10 protein-coding genes are annotated in these 19,564 nt (G+C 34.1%); all 10 read right to left on the reverse strand.

Annotated features, from left to right (window positions below; translation table 11 throughout):
- Positions 1-36 precede the first annotated feature (36 nt).
- The 10 genes from FLA105534_RS04960 to FLA105534_RS05005 all read right to left on the reverse strand — a co-directional run bounded on the left by FLA105534_RS04960 (position 37) and on the right by FLA105534_RS05005 (position 19,508).
- Positions 37-1,218: an ankyrin repeat domain-containing protein gene (locus FLA105534_RS04960; protein WP_173964927.1), complete on the reverse strand. Its 1,182-nt coding sequence runs from the start codon at positions 1,216-1,218 to the stop codon at positions 37-39.
- A 21-nt stretch (positions 1,219-1,239) separates the two neighbouring features.
- Positions 1,240-2,046 carry a hypothetical protein gene (locus tag FLA105534_RS04965; protein ID WP_173964928.1) on the reverse strand — a complete coding sequence of 269 codons (807 nt, stop codon included), beginning with the start codon at positions 2,044-2,046 and terminating at the stop codon, positions 1,240-1,242.
- A gap of 40 nt (positions 2,047-2,086) precedes the next feature.
- Positions 2,087-2,647 carry a hypothetical protein gene (locus FLA105534_RS04970; RefSeq protein ID WP_173964929.1) on the reverse strand — a complete coding sequence of 187 codons (561 nt, stop codon included), beginning with the start codon at positions 2,645-2,647 and terminating at the stop codon, positions 2,087-2,089.
- Positions 2,648-3,117: 470 nt separating this feature from the next.
- Positions 3,118-4,446 carry an SWIM zinc finger family protein gene (locus tag FLA105534_RS04975; RefSeq protein ID WP_173964930.1) on the reverse strand — a complete coding sequence of 443 codons (1,329 nt, stop codon included), beginning with the start codon at positions 4,444-4,446 and terminating at the stop codon, positions 3,118-3,120.
- A 6-nt stretch (positions 4,447-4,452) separates the two neighbouring features.
- Positions 4,453-7,557 carry a DUF6493 family protein gene (locus FLA105534_RS04980; protein WP_173964931.1) on the reverse strand — a complete coding sequence of 1,035 codons (3,105 nt, stop codon included), beginning with the start codon at positions 7,555-7,557 and terminating at the stop codon, positions 4,453-4,455.
- Positions 7,558-7,578: 21 nt separating this feature from the next.
- Entirely contained in the window at positions 7,579-10,647 is a 3,069-nt protein-coding gene (locus FLA105534_RS04985) for a DUF6493 family protein (protein WP_173964932.1), read from the reverse strand.
- Positions 10,648-10,657: 10 nt separating this feature from the next.
- Entirely contained in the window at positions 10,658-13,696 is a 3,039-nt protein-coding gene (locus FLA105534_RS04990; RefSeq protein ID WP_173964933.1) for a DUF6493 family protein, read from the reverse strand.
- 21 nt (positions 13,697-13,717) lie between these two features.
- Positions 13,718-16,810, reverse strand: a complete 3,093-nt coding sequence (locus FLA105534_RS04995; protein ID WP_173964934.1) for a DUF6493 family protein — start codon at positions 16,808-16,810, stop codon at positions 13,718-13,720.
- A 315-nt stretch (positions 16,811-17,125) separates the two neighbouring features.
- Positions 17,126-18,904, reverse strand: coding sequence for an AMP-dependent synthetase/ligase (locus tag FLA105534_RS05000; RefSeq protein WP_173964935.1), 1,779 nt, complete (start codon positions 18,902-18,904; stop codon positions 17,126-17,128).
- A 169-nt stretch (positions 18,905-19,073) separates the two neighbouring features.
- Positions 19,074-19,508, reverse strand: a complete 435-nt coding sequence (locus FLA105534_RS05005; RefSeq protein ID WP_173964936.1) for a hypothetical protein — start codon at positions 19,506-19,508, stop codon at positions 19,074-19,076.
- Between the last annotated feature and the right edge of the window lie 56 nt (positions 19,509-19,564).

A 19,564-nucleotide genomic window follows, 5' to 3' on the forward strand; every position in this document is an offset into this window, starting at 1 on the left:
TTTTATTAGAGTAGACTTTACATTTTGTTACTAAGATTACTTATTTGACATTAGTAATTCTACAGTTTTAATTTTCAAATTGTCCTGTTGCGCTAGTGTAAGAGGCGTTTCATTGTTATTATTTGTGATATCGGGATTTGCGCCTGCTTCTAATAACACTTTCGTTTTTTTGTATAATTCTCTTGTAGCTTCTCTATCATAGTTTAAGTCATAAGAACAGACTTTATGTAGTAAAGTATTTCCTAAGTTATCTTGAAAATCCAGGTCTAAACTATTTAATTTTAAGGCGAACTCTAATATTGATGATTTTTTTTCAGCTAGCCAGTCGTATCCCGATTTTGTGTTTCCGTAATATGAACCAGATTGTTCAAAATTTGCGCCAGCCTCAATTAATTTTTCTAATATTTTTATTTGATTATCGTCATTTTCCATCATGCGTAAAAATTCACAAAATAGATTGTTGCCGTTTTTGTCCTGAATGTCAAAGTCAATTGAATCATACTCAAGTAATTTTGTTAGTGCTTCATAATCAAATTGTTCGTTTACAGCGTAGTAAAAAGTATTATTGCCGTTGTTGTCCTGTTCATTTGCACTTGCTCCGTTCTGTAAGAGAATTTCTAAATAGCTTTCTTTCCGTTTTTTTGCAGCAAGCATAAGTGGAGTTACTCCAGCTATGTTTTTTTGATTTATATCTACACCTTCTCTCGTGAGAATTTCTAAATAATTCATTCCTGTTTCAGAACTCAGTCTGTACTCATTGATTACCTGATAAATAAAGTTTTCGTTTGCATTATTTTTGTAATCAACCCTGCAGCCTCCTTCAATCAGTTCTTCGATAATAGCTGGATCAGTACCCTCCAAAAGACAATATCCTAAAAGTGTTTGGTCATTTACTTCGTCGTTAATATTTTTGAATCTTTTTAGAAGTTCATTTACAAATTTTATAGCAACATTACCAGAGTTGGATAGGTAAGCAATACTTGAAAAGATTGAATTTTCAAAACTATCATATTCATAAATATCAGTCTTTATAAAATCGTTTACAATTAAAAGGTCTATTAGATCGATCGCATTTTTGTCGATTAGGATCTCAAATATTCTGGAAGTATTATTTTTTACATATTGACCTGATAGTTGTTCTCCGTTTTTCATAAGCTCATGAGCTTCTTCCAGATTACCATTTAATATTGCGACAGCAACGTTGTTTTTTTCGTACATAACTTTATTTTTAATTATTGGTTAAGGTCTTTCAATTATATTTACTTCGCCACTCGAACGGTGTAATTGACCGATATACTGACTGACTGCAGCATTGCCACGGGAATTTTTACGAATAGAATCCAGAGTAGTTTTGTTGTAGTATTGCCAAATCGGTCTTTCTGAGATCGTGTCCATAAGTTTTTTAAAACTAATCTTATAGATTCTAGTTTCAAATGCATCATCGTTTCTGGATAAGTTTTCCCAATCACTTTCCTCATAACCATAATTTATAGCATGTTCTTTGTTGCAAACCATCGAAAGGGTATCTCCATTTATCTGTTTTAATTTAAACAAGGTCAATACTTGCTGTTTTCCGACTGTTTTTATATCTGTAAATTGAGGATAAATAGCTACTTTGTAAATATCACCAACCATAGGATGCTCTAAAAATTCTTCATTGTTTAGAGTGTTTTTCTTTCTGATTTCCTGATTTATTAACCCATAGGTCGCAATTCCGAGGATTGCCCAGCAAACGGTCCATGGGTATATCAACTGCCACCATGTTCGTTTGTGGTTAGTTCTGATATTCTTAATGGCTTCAATAATTGCAGGCGAGTAGTTCTTTTTTGCATAAAATGGAGCACTCGGATCTTTTATGACATGATCACATGAGGTACAATAAACTTCAGTTGCCCTTCCCATTCCAAAAAAAGGAACTAATGATCTCAGGTATCTCATGTAAAGTACCACTTCGAGACTATTTTTTTTACCACATACCGGGCATTCTTCGTTAGGTATAAGTTTAGCTGACAGTGGTGTATATTTAATTTGGTAATAATAAATCATCTTTTTTTATGTATTAGATTTAAACAATGTATTTTATAAGTTAATCATGAATCGATATGGAATCTTTTTCGATATTATTTTCTTCAATTTTTTTGTGCAATATTTTTTTTAATGTTATTTCATCATATTCTATTAAGGTCAGATTTAGGGAAAATAAGAGACGATTACCAATACTCTTTTTAATGGCTTTTTTGCGAGTTCTTATATCAGTAATTTTATTGATGAAAATCTCTGATTCTTTGGCATAAATGCACAATGTTTTTTTTTCTTCACTATACCCTTTTAAGGCACTCCACGGAACCAAACCTATTCCTGAATATTTATTCTCAAAAAATTCAATGCCTGAATCAGATAATTTTGCAAAACCATTAGTTAATTGTAAGATTTTAATAAGACGATATAATTGGATTAAAAGGAGAATAGTACCCACTAATCCAATGATTAGAAGTTCGGGACAGTAGTAGTTTTCTGTGAAAAGATGCCTGGATCCTTCCCAAAAGAAACTGATGCTGAGAAGTAACAAAAGACAAAAAAAGATTATAAGACCATAGACGGTTTTCTTTTTTACATTAATTGTCAAGGGTAATATTGGAGTGTTCATTCCGCTTTATTTTTAGAAGTTATGATTATTTTAAAAAGTGCTTTGTCATATTTTAAGTGATGTGTAATTTTTTAATGCTTGAAAAAAGTAATTACGTTATATGTATTTTTTGCATTTTTGCATGTAAAATTTACGCGAATTTAACCCACTGTTATAGATAATAACAGGAGGTTTAAATAACTGGCAGAACGATGAAATAACTGGTCGAATGACCGAATAACTGGTTGTTATTCGTATAAATGGTAAAGCTTAAAAGGACAGTTTGATGTGGTTTTTTTGCAGTTAACAGTATAGATTGAAAAGAAAGGGGAGTAGTGGTTTATTTAGAGATAAATCATAGGATCGTAATTCAACCACAACGCTTAAACGTAAGTCCGCTTTGTACAAGGCTTATATATACAATAATTCAGGATTATAAAATTGCCCCGCTATGGTGGGGCAATTTTTGTTTTAAGAAAAGGGCATTACTGTTAGGAGATCATCATCTTAACGCCCAGAATATGCTTGCAAATTCCTCTTTTGCCCTGATAAGCTGTAAACCAGTCACAGGTGCATTTTTGCGAATTAGCATCGATAATTACTTTGTGTAAAACGCCTGTACCTTTTACTTTAGCTTCGATATAATTGGCTTTTCGTTCTACGATTTGGATATCTTCATTATCGATTAGTTTTTTTGCATTTTTAAGTCTGGGGTTTAATGACAAAATTCGCTCGGTTTTAAACGGGAGACGACGGTAGAAATGTGATTTTTCGCTTAAATCATAGCCTAATAAACCCATTGAAGATAAATTAGAGGTCAGATTATCCATGGTTCCAAAATCAATGTTGTTTTCTATTGAAAGCATTGTTGGGTCAAAAGTTTCATTTGACTTTAGTAAACTGTTTAAACCATAAACCCATTCGATTGGTAAGTTCTCGGTCATGGTTTCCAGAACGTTTCCTTCGCCTGAAAAACCGCGGTAGGGATCTGGCGAAAATGCCATTAGCAGCTGCATTTTGCCAAACTCACAGACAATCGAGCAGGTTTGTTGATCTGATGATTCGTAAACAAAGATTTTATCGACGATAGAAAGAATTCCTTCTAACAATCGTAATCGATGCACTCCTCCTATACGCACGCTGTCAGCTGTTGTCAAAGTCGAAAGCACAAATTTTCCGGCTCTTTTGCTAATAAAAAAATCACCTTTTATATTTCCTTTTGGTAAACTTTGAAACAATTGTATGGTCTGAATTTTATTGAGTTCAAACTTTAGATCCATATCTGCCAGATAGAGCTGAACGCTTGTTAGGCCTTTGATCCAGCGCAGGGGTAAGGTTACTTTTTTTTCGATCACTTTTGCCTTGCTCGTAATTACCTGAACGTCTTGCTGACCTACAGCAAGCGTTACTTTTTCGTTTTTTTGAATGGCATTCAACGCATTAAGCATTGGATCATTAAAATCGACATTGGTTGTTCCGCTGGCAATAAATTCACCGTCAATGGCTTCGGGTTTCATGTCCAGTCGTACATATACGCCATTACAGGACGAAAAGCCTTCAAAACGCAATCGTTCTGATCCTGCCGAAACAATAGGATCACGCAAACTTGGCGGAACGGGACCAAAACTGGTACGAACTACTTTGGCAATTGTAGTCCAGCATTTTGCAGTAATATAAGGATCAGTCAAACTTCCCCAGAAAAAGCAGGGTATGTTATTGATTTCTTCAATTTCGGTTTGGTGCGCCAGAACCAGATTATTGATTCCCTTTGTCTTGCTGTAGGTCGAAATTCCTTTATAATTATATTCTAAATCTGTCATGTTTTGTTATTTTAAAATCTGCTTAATCAAGGATTTAAGCGAAGCATTGTCTTTCCATTGCTCAAAAAAAGTAATTACTTTTTCTGCTGGTTTCTGGTTGGTTTTGATCAAAACATCGACGTAGTTTTCGACCATTTTCTTGAAATTTGTCGGTAGTTCCTGTAACTCCAAATGAGCAAAAAAGACATTGAAGAATTTCAGTAATGCACTGTTTTGTAAAGGCGAAACATCTTTTATGGCGCCTATACCGTCTGCGATACGTGTGAACCTGCCATGATTTCTGGATACCAAAAAAGCTTGTTTTTGAGCAAATGCGTCCATATCTATCTCCTGTCTTTCGACCAGATTAATTAATTCTTCTGCTGCCAATAATCTTATCTCTTTATCTTCCTCAAAGAAACAACTGCAAAATAAAAACAACGTGATATTTGAGAATTGGAATTCCGGTTTACTTGTCAGATTCAAAAATGCCTTTAGTTGCAATTTTGGTTGACCACCATCCCTAAATCGTAATAAAAAAATCCCCAATGCATCTGAATTTTGTGGCGTATAACTGTGCCAGGAATTGACACTGACCCAAATGGCGATCTCATCGTGGTAAATATTAAGACTATACAATAAGCACTCATTTGGAAGTTTATAATAACTAGGTATGTTAAGCCACTCACTATTACGCCTATAACTATAAGCCCCGTATTTTTCATAACTGTCATCCTCGAAAGTCCAGTCACTCCATTTTTTATTAATTATCACTTCTGGATTATAAGGAGCTCCCACAAAGAAAATATTTTTTAAATAGGTAGTCTCAAATTCGGGGAAAACAGCAGTAGGATAAAAAGTTCGTGCCGCAACAGCCCAAACCGCTATCATGTTTTCCTGATTGCCTTTTTCCTCTTCAGGCAAATCTTTTGAAGCTAAAGAGGTCGTATTAAATTCGATTTTTTCGCTTACACCCAGACAAAATGACAACAAAGGCTTAAGTTCCCCTTCAACTTGATCTAATAAAGCAATTGCCTCTTCGACTTTTTCTCTGGGCATACGGGCAATTGCAAAGGCTAAATCTACAAAATCAATTTCTTCATTTGTTTTCTGATAAGCAATGATCCTTTCCAATAAAACCTTCGGAGCAATCCAATAGGGTTTATGGCTAGGAAAAGAAAGCAATGGCAGCTTAGAATTGGATTCCATTTTAAGCTGTATTTTTTCTAATAAGCGTAGACTTAAACCATTGATAGTTTTTTCAGATCGATTTCTAAAACCACCGTCAAATTTTACGTTGATATTGGCTATTTTTTGGCATAAGAATCTCTTCATCTCTCTTTGATGAAGAGATAAAGACTCTCTTTCAATCTGCCGTACATACGGCTGTAATTGTTCACTGTAATCATCAGGAAATAAATCAAGCTGCTGGATATAGGCGTTCATCAGGATTTCAGTATCTAACACTTTTCTCGAAGAAATAAATTTTCCAAACTGAAATAAAATCGCATTCCAATCCTTTGGCAATGTAACTTCTTCTATAAGCAGCAATTCTTTTTTGGGGATATATCTATATTCTTCGAATGAGGTATCAGCAATGGTTAAAGCATCCTGACCTAAGAAGGCAGCTAAATCAAATTTGATGCTTCCCTGTATTAAAGTACCGTACGATAACAGCTTTTCTTTAAGAGCCTCATCTTTTGCATTAGCAATTTTCATAATAATTTTTGTCGCACGTTCCTGCAAAGTCAGGTCTTCAATTACATACACATGTGCAATAATGGATGTTATAGCAGTGTTCAATTTTGGATTAGCCTCACTTAACTTTTCAAGAATAGGCAACACATTTTTGATGGCTGTTTTACAGTCGCTTCGCATCATTAAAGGCTCGAGCCATTCCAGAAATGATTGGGCATTAAATTTAGGATGATCGTATATTTTTTTTACCAAGTCGATTCCGTAGCTGGTTATAGGAGGGAACGAACAATGTAAAAGCGAAAAAATATTTTCCTGATGTATAATCAGTTCGTCTTCTGTTGGATTGAATTCTTCAATTCTTTTTCTAAAGAAAGTCTTCAGATCATTTTTCCATTCTTTGGTTTGAATTTGAATGGTATTTTTAAAAAAGAAAGCACGATCCATTTTTTTCTCATCAAGTAAAGATTTGTAGAAAAGCGCCCAAATACTAAACAGATTATCGCTTTGCTGACCATTATACCTAAAGAAAACTTTATGAACAGCCGTTTCGTAATTGAATATTTCAGGAATGTCTCGCTGATAAGCTGTTTTATCTGCCAAAAACTTAGCAATAACAAATTCTATTCCCTTTTCATATTTCCAATCATTTGATAGCGCCAAACACATAGCAAATAATTCTGGATTGAATTGGATCAATCCCAACTCTTCAAACTGACGCAAAATAGTGTATCTAAACCTTAGCCACTCTACTGATCTTCTCACTTTACCCAGAATAAAAGTTTCCAGCCAATCTGGCCTTGCCCATTGAAGGACTTCTAATACATACGGTTTCTGATCTGCTTCGTCTAACAAGTGAAGCGCTTCATCCCAAGGATTAATCTGGTTTCTGCTAAATAATGCAATAGCGCTCAACGTAATAATTTCTTTTTGAATAGAATCTCCTCTCGTTTCCCCTATCATAATTGGAAGTAAATCTGCACTCATTCCTGGTTTAACTTCAATATTGTAGGTTTCTTTATTTTTGGGAACCCAACGTACGTATTCGGTCCAATAGCTTTTACATTCCTTAATGTGTTTTTTTAAAGCTTCAATATTGTCTTCTGAATTTTTTTTCAGGAAAGGCAATAACCTATCGATATCTTTTGTCTTTATAATATCGTCGTATTCTTGTAAAATAGCTGCGATTACTGCTTTATCCGTTTTGGGCTTTAAAACGATACGAACATCATCCGTTTCAGAATATCCTTTTTTTATTTTTTCTGCCACCAGTTTCTCGGCAGTTTTCAGGCATTCTTCCTCGGTGGCAAAACTTTTAGTTTGCGAAATTCCCGCTGTTCCGTTTTTACCGTAGGTTACTTTAAATTGAGATCCTGTTACTTCGATCTCCCAAAACTTATCGGAATTTCCATCTATGTGTTTTAAACTCTTTTTCATTTTAATATGTTTAAGTAAAGTTTATTTTGAAATCTGCTTAATCAGGGATTTAAGCGAAGGATTATCTTTCCATTGCTCAAAAAAAGTAATTGCTTTTTCTGCTGGTTTTTGATTCGTTTTTGTTAGAACATCGATATAATTTTCGACTAGTTTCTTGAAATTTGCAGGCAGTTTTTCTTTTACATCTAAATGTTCAAAAAGAGAGTTTAACAGTTTTAATAAAGAACTGTTATGTAAGGGTGAGACATCTTTTAAAGTAATAATACAATCTGTCATGCGTGAGAATACCCCGTAATTTCCTGCTAACAGAAAAGCGAATTTTTGAGCTAAAGTATCAACATCGATTGCTTGCCTTTCAACTAAATTAATTAATTCGTCTGAGGCCAATAACTTTATCTCTTTACTCTCCTGAAAAAAACAACATGCATACAAAAGCAAACTGATATCTGAAAACTGAAATTCTGGTCTACTTATCAAATTCAAGAATCCTTTTAATTCCTGTTTTACTCCACTTGTGGTATAGCTGGATTCTAATAAGATCAGTGCCAGTGCATCTGTGTTTTGAGGTGTAAGACTATGCCAGTAAAACATATTTCCAGCTTCGTTTAAATTGTTTTCCCACCTTCTGGATCTTGTATAAATATCCAAACTGTACAACAAATAATTTGGTATTTCTGCATAATTAGGCATATCGAACCTTAACTCATACCAAGAGGGTGATCGAGTTATTTCACCGTTTATATAGTACCATTCCTTCGATTCTTCATTAAATATGATTTCTGGTACAAAAGGACTGACAACAAACGGGACATCTTTTAGATACGTATTTTCAAATTCAGAAAAAGTAGCATTAGGGTAAAAAGTTCGTGCTGCAACAGCCCAAAGAACCATGATTTCAGTTTCTAGATTGCCCTTTCTATCCATAGGCAATCCTTTGGGGAATAAAGATTTCGGATTTAATTCGATTTTTTCGTTTACACCCAAACAAAATGACAGCAAAGACTTGAGCTCCCCTTCAACTTGATCTAATAACGGAATAGCCTCTGCGACATTTTCTCTAGGCATTCTGGCAATTGCAATTGCTAAATCTAAAAGATCAATTTCTTCATTAGTTTTCTGATAAGCAATAATCCTTTCTAATAAAACCTTTGGAGCCACCCAATAGGGTTTATGACTTGGAAAGGAAAGCAATGGCAGCTTCGAATTGAATTCGATTTTATGCTCTACTTTTTCTAATAAGGGTCTAATTAAAAAATAGGTGTTTATTTTTGAGTACTGCCAAAAAGGAGTTTTAACTCCTGTATTACTCATTTTTTCTTGCAAGAATTTACTCATCTCTTCTCTATGAATACAAAAACCGTACGTTCCTCCTTGATAATATGCACTACAATCGGCAGGGAATAAATCTCGTTGCTGAATATAGGCATTCATTAGAATTTCTGCATCCAATATTTCGTCTGAATAAATAAAATTTTTAAAATGAAATAAAAGAGCATTCCAATCCTTTGGTAATATAACTTCTTCTATAAGCAGTAATTCTTTTTTGGGAGCAAATGCATATTCTTCAAAACCGGCATCATCCACAGTGAATGAATCTTTATTCATCAACTGTTTCAAATTCGATTTAATGTTTCCCTGCATTAATGAAGCGTAAGAAGACAGTTTCTCTTTAAGCGCTTTATCCTTCGCAGAACCTATTTTTAAGAGTATTTTACTTGCTCGCTCCTGTAAAGTCAAATCGGCAATCACAAAAATACCTGCTATAATTGAAGCTACCGAATTGTTTAATTTCGGATTGGTTTTGCCAATTTTTTCTAAAATGGGCAAGACGCTTTTTATTGTCGTTTTGCAGTCGCTTCGCATCATAAGTGGTTCCAGCCATTCGAGAAACGATTTCGTTTTGAATTTAGGATGATCGTAGATTTTTTTTACCAATTCGATGCCATAATTCGTAATAAGAGGATAGGTATAGTGTAAAAGATTGAATATATTTTCCTGATGCACAATAAGTTCTTCTACCGTAACATTAAACTCCTCTAATCTTTTTCTAAAAAATAATTTCAGATTATTGTTCCATTCTTTGGTCTGAATCTGAAAAGCATTTTCGATAAAAAAAGATCGATTCATTTTTTTCTCTTCTAGCAACGACTTGTAAATAGTTCTCCATATAAAACTTTCTATGTTCTCTTCATAATTAAAATATTCAAAATACAAATTTGTTTCATAGTTAAATAACTCAGGAATATCTCTTTTATATGCCGTTTTATCATTCAGTAATTTAGTAATGACATCTATTTTTTGTATATCCTTGTTCTCATCACAATACGCCCAAATCCTACTTAAACTTAAAGCATATAATTCCGGGTTAAATTGTATGAAATTATGATCTTCCAACTTGCGGAGATTAAGATAGTTAGGAACTGTTCTGTTTCTTCTTCTTCTAAATCTATCCAGAATGAAACTTTCTAACCAAGTGGGTTTGGCCCATAATAAAATATCAAATGCTTGGGGTTTTAACTCTATTTCTTCTAATAATATTAAAAACTGATCCCAGGAATTGATTTCTTTTTTATTAAATAATGCAAGACCGCTCAATGCGATGATTTCTTTTTGACGAAAATCTCCTCTAGTTCCCCACCTATTTACAATCTTACTGTTTTCCTTTTCAGGAAATTCAGGTTCGCTATATGTTATGCCTTGCGTCCAGTATCTTTTATTTTCGTTAATATGTTCTTTTAAAATTTCAATATTATCTTTTGAATTTTCTTTCAGAAAAGGCAGTAAGAGATCGATATCTTTTGTCTTTATAATATTGTCGTATTCTTGTAAAATAGACTCGATTGCTGCTTTATCTGTTTTGGGCTCTGAAGCGACACGAACATCATCCCTTTCTGAGTAGCCTTTTTTTATTTTTTCTGCGACCAGTTTCTCTGCGGTTTTCAGGCATTCTTCATTGGTAGAAAATGTCTTGGTTTGAGTGGTTCCCGCTGTTCCGTTTTTGCCGTAGGTTACTGTAAATTGAGATCCTGTTACTTCGATCTCCCAGAACTTATCGGAAGTTCCATCTATGTGTTTTAAACTCTTTTTCATTTCAATATTTTTAAGTAAAATTTATTTTTAAAATCTTCTTAATCAAGGGTTTAAGCGAAGAATTGTCTTTCCATTGCTCAAAAAAAGTAATTACTTTTTCTGCTGGTTTCTGGTTGGTTTTGATCAAAACATCGACGTAGTTTTCGACCATTTTCTTGAAATTTGTCGGTAGTTCCTGTAACTCCAAATGAGCAAAAAAGGCATTGAAGAATTTCAGTAATGCACTGTTTTGTAAAGGCGAAACATCTTTTATGGCGCCTATACCGTCTGCGATACGTGAGAAAACTCCATATTTTCCTGATACCAAAAAAGCAATTTTTTGAGCCAAAGCTTCAACATCGATTGCTTGTCTTTCGACCAGATTAATTAATTCTTCCGATGCCTGCAGTCGCAGGTTTTTATCTTTTTCACAAAAGCAACAGACATATACAAGTAAACTAATATCTGAAAATTGAAACTCAGGTCTGTTTATGATGCTGAGAAAACCTTTTAATTCAGATTTAAAACCAAGACCATCAGTGTTATTACAGATTTGCAATAGCATCAAGGATAGAGCGTCTGCATTTTGCGGTGTTAAACTGTGCCAGTAATTGGTATCTCCTGCATGACGTATTATATATATCCAATGCCTGTGATCGACATCATAAATATCCAGACTGTACAAGAAGGAGTTTGGAATTTTAGCGTAATTGGGAAAGTCAAATTTTAATACGTACCAAGATGGTGATTGTTGTTGTGCCTTGCTTAGTAGATATTTCTCGCATTCGTACCATCGTTCTTCAAATGTAATTTCTGGCATTAAAGGTTTGACAACAAATGGAATATCTTTTAGATACGTATTTTCAAATTCAGGGAAAGTAGCATTAGAGTAAAAAGTTCGTGCCGCTACAGCCCAAAGCAATAAGATTGCATTTTCCTGATTGTCTTTTCCCTCTTCAGGCAATTCTTTTGAAGATAAAGAGGCCGTGTTAAATTCGATTTTTTCGCTTACACCCAAACAAAATGATAACAAAGGGCCGAGTTCTCCTTCAACTTGATCTAATAACGAAATAGCCTCTTCAACATTTTCTCTGGGCATACGGGCAATTGCCAGAGCTAAATCGAAAGTATTAATTTCTTCCTTTGCTTTCTGATAAGCAATAATCCTTTCTAATAAAACCTTTGGAGCGACCCAATACGGTTTATGACTTGGGAAAGAAAGCAATGGCAACTTCGAATTGGATTCCATTTTATGCTGTACTTGCTCCAGTATAGGCCTTATTATCCCTAAAGTTCTTGATCTTAATTGGCACGTATAATATATACGACTACTATCAAATTTATTATCAATATTTATTGCTTTACATTCCAGAAATGATTTTATGATTTCTTTGAACGGTTTTCTAAAGTATTTTTTTTCTAATTGTTTTGCGTAAGGCTTTAACTGTTCGGTATAATCTGCTGGAAATATATCTCTTTGAGTGATATAGGTATTCAAAAGAATTTCTGAATCCAAAAAATCGTCTGAAGAAATGAAATTTCCAAACTGAAATAAAACAGCATTCCAATCCTTTGGCAATGTAACTTCTCCAGTAAGCAATAATTCTTTTTTTGGGTTATAGGTATATTCTTCAAATGAAGTATCATCAACGATTAAGGCATCCTGATCTAAGAAGGGAGTCAAATCAAATTTTATATTTCCCTGCATTAAAGTGACGTAAGACGACAGCTTTTCTCTAAGAACCTTATCTTTTACACTTCCAATTTTTGTAATAATTTTTGTTGCGCGTTCCTGTAAGTTCAAATCGGCAATTACATACACATTTGCAATAATGGATGTTATAGCAGCGCTTAATTTGGGATTTGTCTTACTTAACTTTTCAAGAATAGGCAGCACATTTTTGATGGCTGCTTTACAATCGCTTCGCATCATAAGCGGTTCCAGCCATTCCAGAAATGATTTGGTTTTAAATTTAGGATGATCGTAGATTTGTTTTACCAGCTCCATTCCGTAACTGGTTATGGGAGGATAGGAATAGTGTAAAAGCGAAAATATTTTTTCCTGTTGAAGAATAAGTTCATCGACAGTAGGGTTTAATTCTTCAATTCTTTTTCTAAAGAAAGTCTTCAGATCATTATTCCATTCTTTGGTTTGAATCTGTATGACATTTTCTATAAAAAAAGAACGCGTCATTTTCTTATCTTCCAATAGCGATTTGAAAATTAAAGCCCAAATAGAATTACGGGTATTGTTTTCCCAGAAAGTATAGTGATTTAAATTTGTTGGATAGTTAAACAATTGCGGGATATCTCTCTGACAGGTTACTTTATCATTTAACAATGTCACGATAAAATCGCTCATTTTTACTTTTAAGCGATGTTCGCTAATTACCGTTAAACTTAAAGCATATAGCTCGGGATTAAATTGAATTAGCCCCAGACTTTCCAATTTTCGGAGATTAGGATAGTTAATAACCCTCCAGCTCTCTCTTTTGGATTTATCTAGAATAAAGCTTTCCAACCAAGTGGGTTTGACCCACAATAAAAGATCAAGTATCTGAGGTTTCTTATCTATTTTGTTTAATAATTCGATAACTTCATCCTGAGAATTGATTTCTGTTTTATTAAATAGTGCAATGGTATTTAGAGTTATACTGTCTCTAATTGTTTCAATAAATGGTCCATTATTTTTTTTCTTCTTAATATATTTTTTTAACGCTTCAAGATTCCCTTTTGATTTTTCTTTAAAAAAAGTCAGTAATCGGTTAATATCACTTGAGCATATAACTCGATCGTATTCTTCTAAAATTTCATCTGTATTATTAGTTTTCGCCGTTTTCGCCTTCGAAATTATAGTAACCTCACCCGTTTCAGAGTATCCTTTTTTTATTTTTTCTGCCAGCAGTTTCTCTGCGGTTTTCAGGCATTCTTCATTTGTAGAAAATGTCTTGGTCTGCGAAGTTCCCGCTGTCCCGTTTTTGCCGTAGGTTACTGTAAATTGAGATCCTGTTACTTCGATTTCCCAAAACTTATCGGAATTTCCATCTATGTGTTTTAAACTCTTTTTCATTTCAATATGTTTAAGTAAAGTTTATTTTAAAATCTGCTTAATCAATGATTTAAGCGAAGGATTGTCTTTCCATTGCTCAAAAAAAGTAATTGCTTTTTCTGCTGGTTTTTGATTGGTTTTTATTAGAACATCGATATAATTTTCGACTAGTTTCTTGAAATTTGCAGGCAGTTTTTCTTTTACATCTAAATGTTCAAAAAGGGAGTTTAACAGTTTTAATAAAGCACTGTTGTGTAAGGAAGAAACATCTTTTAAAGCGATAATACATTCTGTCATGCGTAAGAATACCCCATACTTTTCTGATGCCAGAAAAGCGAGTTTTTGGGCCAAAGCTTCAACATCGATTGCTTGTTTTTCAATCAGATTAATTAATTCTTCCGATGCTTGTAATCGATGGTCTTTACTTTTTTGAAAAAAGCAACAGGCATAAACAAGTAAACTAATATTTGAAAATCGAAACTCAGGTCTGTTTATGATGCTCAGAAAACCTTTTAATTCTAATTTCAAACCGTCACCATCGGCGTTATTACAGATTTGCAGCAGTGTCAAGGATAGAGCGTCTGCATTTTGCGGTGTTAAACTGTGCCAATAATAAGTGTTTCCTTCAGAATTTAATATGTAGCTCCTGCTATCCAGATTTCTGAATAACTTTTCCCAAGAAGTCAAATTATCCCAATCGTACCTGTCTGATCGCTTAAAAGCATCAAGGCTATACAATAAAAAATCTTGAATTTTTGAATGACTCGGTAAATCAAATCTTAGTTCATACCAGGAAGGTGTTCGCTCTTTTTCTTTAGTCACATAATTCTCCCATTCGTTCCATTGTTCTTTAAAAGTAATCTCAGGTTTTAATGGAGCTACTACAAATGGAATGTCTTTTATTTGTGTATTTTCAAATTCGGCGAAAGTTTCGCTTGGATAAAAGGTTCGTACTGCAACAGCCCATAGTGATAAGTTGTCGTCCTGATTTGTTTTCTCTCTAGTTGTCAAAAGCTTTAATAAAATTGATCCGGTATCTAATTTTATCTTTTTAGTGAGACCTAGACAAAAGGATAATAAAGGTTTGAGTTCACCTTCAATTTTATCGAGTAGAGGAATGGCTTCGCATATATTTTCTCGTGGCATACGTGCTATCGCAATGGATAAATCAACAGGGTCAATCACTTCACCGTTCTTTTGATAAGCAATGATTCTTTCCAGTAAAACATTTGGTGCAACCCAGTAAGGGATATGACTTGGAAAAGAAAGGAGAGGTAGGGTAGAATTGGAAACTATTTTTTGCTGTACTCTTTTTATTAATGGCTGAATTAACTTCAGACTATTAATATTTGTATTTGCCCTGTTGTTAAATACAATTTGACTATTAATATTTTTAATTTTTTGAAGTAAAAAGTCCGACAAATATTCTTTATGAACAATTCCGAAATACTTCTTTTGCAATTGTTTCGCATAAGGCTGCAGTTGTGCAGTATAATCTACTGGAAACAAATTTCTTTGCGTAATATAGGTGTTTAGTAAGATTTCGGTATCCAGGGTTTCGTCTGAAGAAATGAAATTTCCAAACTGAAATAAAACAGCATTCCAATCCTTTGGCAATGTGACTTCTTCAGTAAGCAATAATTTTTTTTTGGGGGTATAGGTATATTCTTCAAATGAAGTATGATCAACGATTAAGGCATCCTGATCTAAGAAGGGAGTCAAATCAAATTTTATATTTCCCTGCATTAAAGTGACGTAAGAAGACAGCTTTTCTTTAAGGGCCTTATCTTTTACACTTCCAATTTTTGTAATAATTTTTGTTGCGCGTTCCTGTAAGTTCAAATCGGCAATTACATACACATTTGCAATAATGGATGTTATAGCAGCGCTTAATTTGGGATTTGTCTTACTTAGCTTTTCAAGAATAGGCAGCACGTTTTTGATGGCTGCTTTACAATCGCTTCGCATCATAAGCGGTTCCAGCCATTCCAGAAATGATTTGGTTTTAAATTGAGGATGATCGTAGATTTGTTTTACCAGCCCCATTCCGTAACTGGTTATGGGAGGATAAGAGTAGTGTAAAAGTGGGAATATTTTCTCCTGCTGAAGAATAAACTCATCAGCCGTAACATTAAACTCATCAATCATTTTTCTAAAGAAAGACTTTAACTCTTTATTCCATTCTTTGGTTTGAATCTGAATTGCATTTTCAATAAAGAAAGTGCGATCCATTTTTTTCTCCTCTAGTAATGATTTATAAATAGTTATCCACATGAAATTTTTATTGTGGGACTTATTATAAAAATATTCATAATGCAAATCTGTTTCATAGTTAAATAACTCAGGAATGTCCCTTTTATATGCCGTTTTATCATTCAGTAGTTGAGTAATGATACCTGTTTTTTGTATACCCTTGTCTCTATTACAATATCCCGAAATTTCACTTAAACTTAAGGCATATAATTCTGGGTTAAATTGTATTAAATTATGCTCTTCCAACTTACGGAGATTAGGGTAGTTAATAACCCTCCATCTTTCCCTTTTTGATTTGTCCAGAATGAAGCTTTCTAACCAAGTGGGTTTGGCCCACAATAAAACATCAAGTACCTTAGGTTTCTGCTCTATCTCGTTTAATAATTCGAAAGCTTCATCCCAGGAATTAATATCCGTTTTATCGAATAATACTATGGCACTAAGAATAATAATGTCTTTTTGTTTCCACCATATAGTTATAGTTCCCGTTTGCCATTGACGTCTGTATTTTTTGATATGCTTTTTTAAGATTTCAACATTTCCTTTTGATTTTTCTTTTAGAAAAGGCAACAGTAAATCGCTATTGTTAGATTGTATGATTTTATCGTATTCCTTTAAAAGTTCATCAGCATTAGTGCTTTTAGCCGTTTTTACTTTTGTATCAGCAGTAATCTCACCTGTTTCAGAATAACCTTTTTTTATTTTTTCTGCCAGCAGTTTTTCGGCAGTCTTCAAGCATTCTTCCTCGGTGGCAAAACTTTTGGTCTGCGAAGTTCCTGCTGTTCCGTTTTTGCCGTAGGTTACTGTAAATTGAGATCCTGTTACTTCGATCTCCCAAAACTTATCGGAGTTTCCCTCTATGTATTTCAGTTGTTTTTTCATGCCTGTTTTAATAAAAAGGTGGTACAAAATTTACGCGAATTTAACCCGCTGTTATCGATAACAACAGTCGGTTTAAATAACTGGCAGAACGATGAAATAACTGGTCGAATGACCGAATAACTGGTTGTTATTCGTATAAGTGGTAAAGCTTAGAAGGGTATATTGATACCGTTTTTGTTTGAGAACTTACCATATAAAATGGAGAATGAAGGAGGGTAGTAGTAGTGGGTATGAAGATAGATTTTGATCTAAAATAAAAAACGGCTATCTCTTGTGAGATAGCCGTTTTTCGGTGGTTGTAATTATTTTGATTTATTAATTCTGGCCGTATATTTTAGTGTAAAGATCTTTGTAAATTTCTTTGATGATTTTACGTTTTAATTTTAGGGTAGGAGTAAGTTGTCCGCCATCGATCGACCAAACATCAGGAGTTAATTCAAAACGTTTGATTTTTTCCCAGTGTCCGAATTTTTCGTTGATTCCTTCTACTTCTTCGTCAATACGTTTGATAACCTGCGCATTGGTACTGATTTCTTTGTCGGTACTTCCTAAAGTTATTTTGTGAATTTTAGCCCATTCTTTTACAAACTCAAAGTTAGGCTGAATGAAGGCAGCAGGCATTTTTTCGCCTTCACCAATTACCATAATCTGCTCGATAAAACGAGATTGCTTCATGGCATTTTCAATCAACTGAGGAGCAATGTATTTTCCTCCCGAAGTTTTAAACATTTCTTTTTTACGGTCTGTAATTTTAAGGAAACCTTCGCTGTCAATTTCTCCAATATCTCCTGTATGAAAATAACCGTCTTGTAAAGCTTCAGCCGTTTTTTCAGGATCTTTATAGTAACCCAACATTACGTTTGGTCCTTTGCAAAGGATCTCACCGTCTTCGGCAATTTTAACTTCGACGTTGCGAATTGGTTTTCCAACAGTTCCAATTTTAAAGCCTCTGTTTCTTTGATCGTTTACGGCAATTACCGGTGATGTTTCAGATAAACCATAACCTTCCATTACCGGAATTTCGGCAGCGGCAAAAACTCTCGCTAAACGCGGTTGTAAGGCAGCACTTCCTGAAACCATTAAGTCTAAATTTCCTCCCAAACCTTCTTTCCACTTGCTGAAAATAAGTTTGCGGGCAATTTTTAACTGAAATTCGTACCAGGCGCCATTGGCTCCGTAGGGTTGGTATCTTAGTCCTAAATCAATAGCCCAGAAAAATAGCTTTTTCTTGATGCCAGTTAATTCAGTTCCTTTTGCATAAATTTTATCGTAAACTTTTTCCAGAAGTCTTGGTACCGCTGTAATTACATTTGGACGAACCTCTTTCAGGTTATCACTAATCTTGTCAATCGATTCACCAAAATAAACCGAGATACCATAATACTGATAGATGTACAGGATCATTCTTTCGAAAATATGACAAATAGGAAGGAAGCTCAATGCAGAACTTTTCCCCGGATCAAACGGAATTCTTGGTGCACTGTCTAAAACATTAGAAACAATGTTTTTGTGAGAAAGCATAACTCCTTTAGGTCTTCCTGTTGTTCCGGAAGTGTAAATAATAGTTGCTAAATCTTCTGCTTGAATGCTGTCTTTTCTGGCTTCAACTTCACTCTGATTACTATCGTCTTTTCCAAGCTCTAATAATTCAGACCAGTGTTTGCAGCCTTCAATTTCGTTAAAAGAATATACTTCTTTTAAAGTTGGAACGTTTGCTTTGATCGCGTTTACTTTTTCAAGTACTTCTGTATCCGATACAAAGCAGAAAATGCTTCCACTATGGTTTAATATATATTCGTAATCTTCTTCGGCAATGGTTGGGTAAATTGGTACGTTTTGTGCACCGGTTTGCAGGATACCAATATCCATAATATTCCACTCCGTACGATTGTTAGAAGTGATTAATGCAATTTTATCATCTTTTTGAACACCCATGCGCAATAATGCTCTTGAAACGGCATTTGCTTTTGCGATATATTCCTGGCTAGATGTTTTTTCCCAGACTCCGTTTTTTTTAGTTGCTAAGGCAACCTGAAGGTTATAAGTTTCTTGTTGATAATAGGGAAAATCAAAAAGGCGTGTGATTGAAACCATGTTTAAAATGTTGAATTTTATCGCAAATTAAATAAAAATTAGGGATAATTTTTATATTTATGGAAATTTATGGGAAAAATTATAACTACTTTAGAAAATTTACGAAAACGTTTTCTTTTTTGTAGTAAAATTTAGAAAAATCAAGAAAAATTGATTTTTTGTGTAGTAATTACTGCACGTTATAATCGGTGTATTCTTTTACTCTTTCTCCCATCAGGAACATTTTTTTCTTGGCAAAATGGACAGAAAATTGAGTGTAATTCCACTCCTCACTATCATTGGTGCGGTACCAGAAAGTATAAGAAGCACTGTTGAAGCCTTCTTTAAAAACCGGAATGCCCTCTTCGGTACATTCAATTCCCCAGTTGATCTTTTTTTTGGTTAAATCGTCATACTGAATAACTCCTGTTCCATCCGGATTTAATACAGTGCTTGGTTCTTTTTTTTGTCCGGCTGGCAAAAATATACCCGGAACCGGATAACCAATTGTAGTAGTAATAAAATGATCGCGAACTTTGTACGTGATTCGGTCTACGTGAATTTGGGAGTGTGATTTTAGGGCAATAAATAATAAAGTAAAAAGAAATACTTTTAGGGTTTTCATTCTATGTAGGTTTAAGGGTTTTTGGAGCTGCCAAAAAATCCGGGGCACGAATTTTT

This window comes from Flavobacterium collinsii (genome assembly GCF_902804485.1).
Lineage (GTDB): Bacteria > Bacteroidota > Bacteroidia > Flavobacteriales > Flavobacteriaceae > Flavobacterium > Flavobacterium collinsii.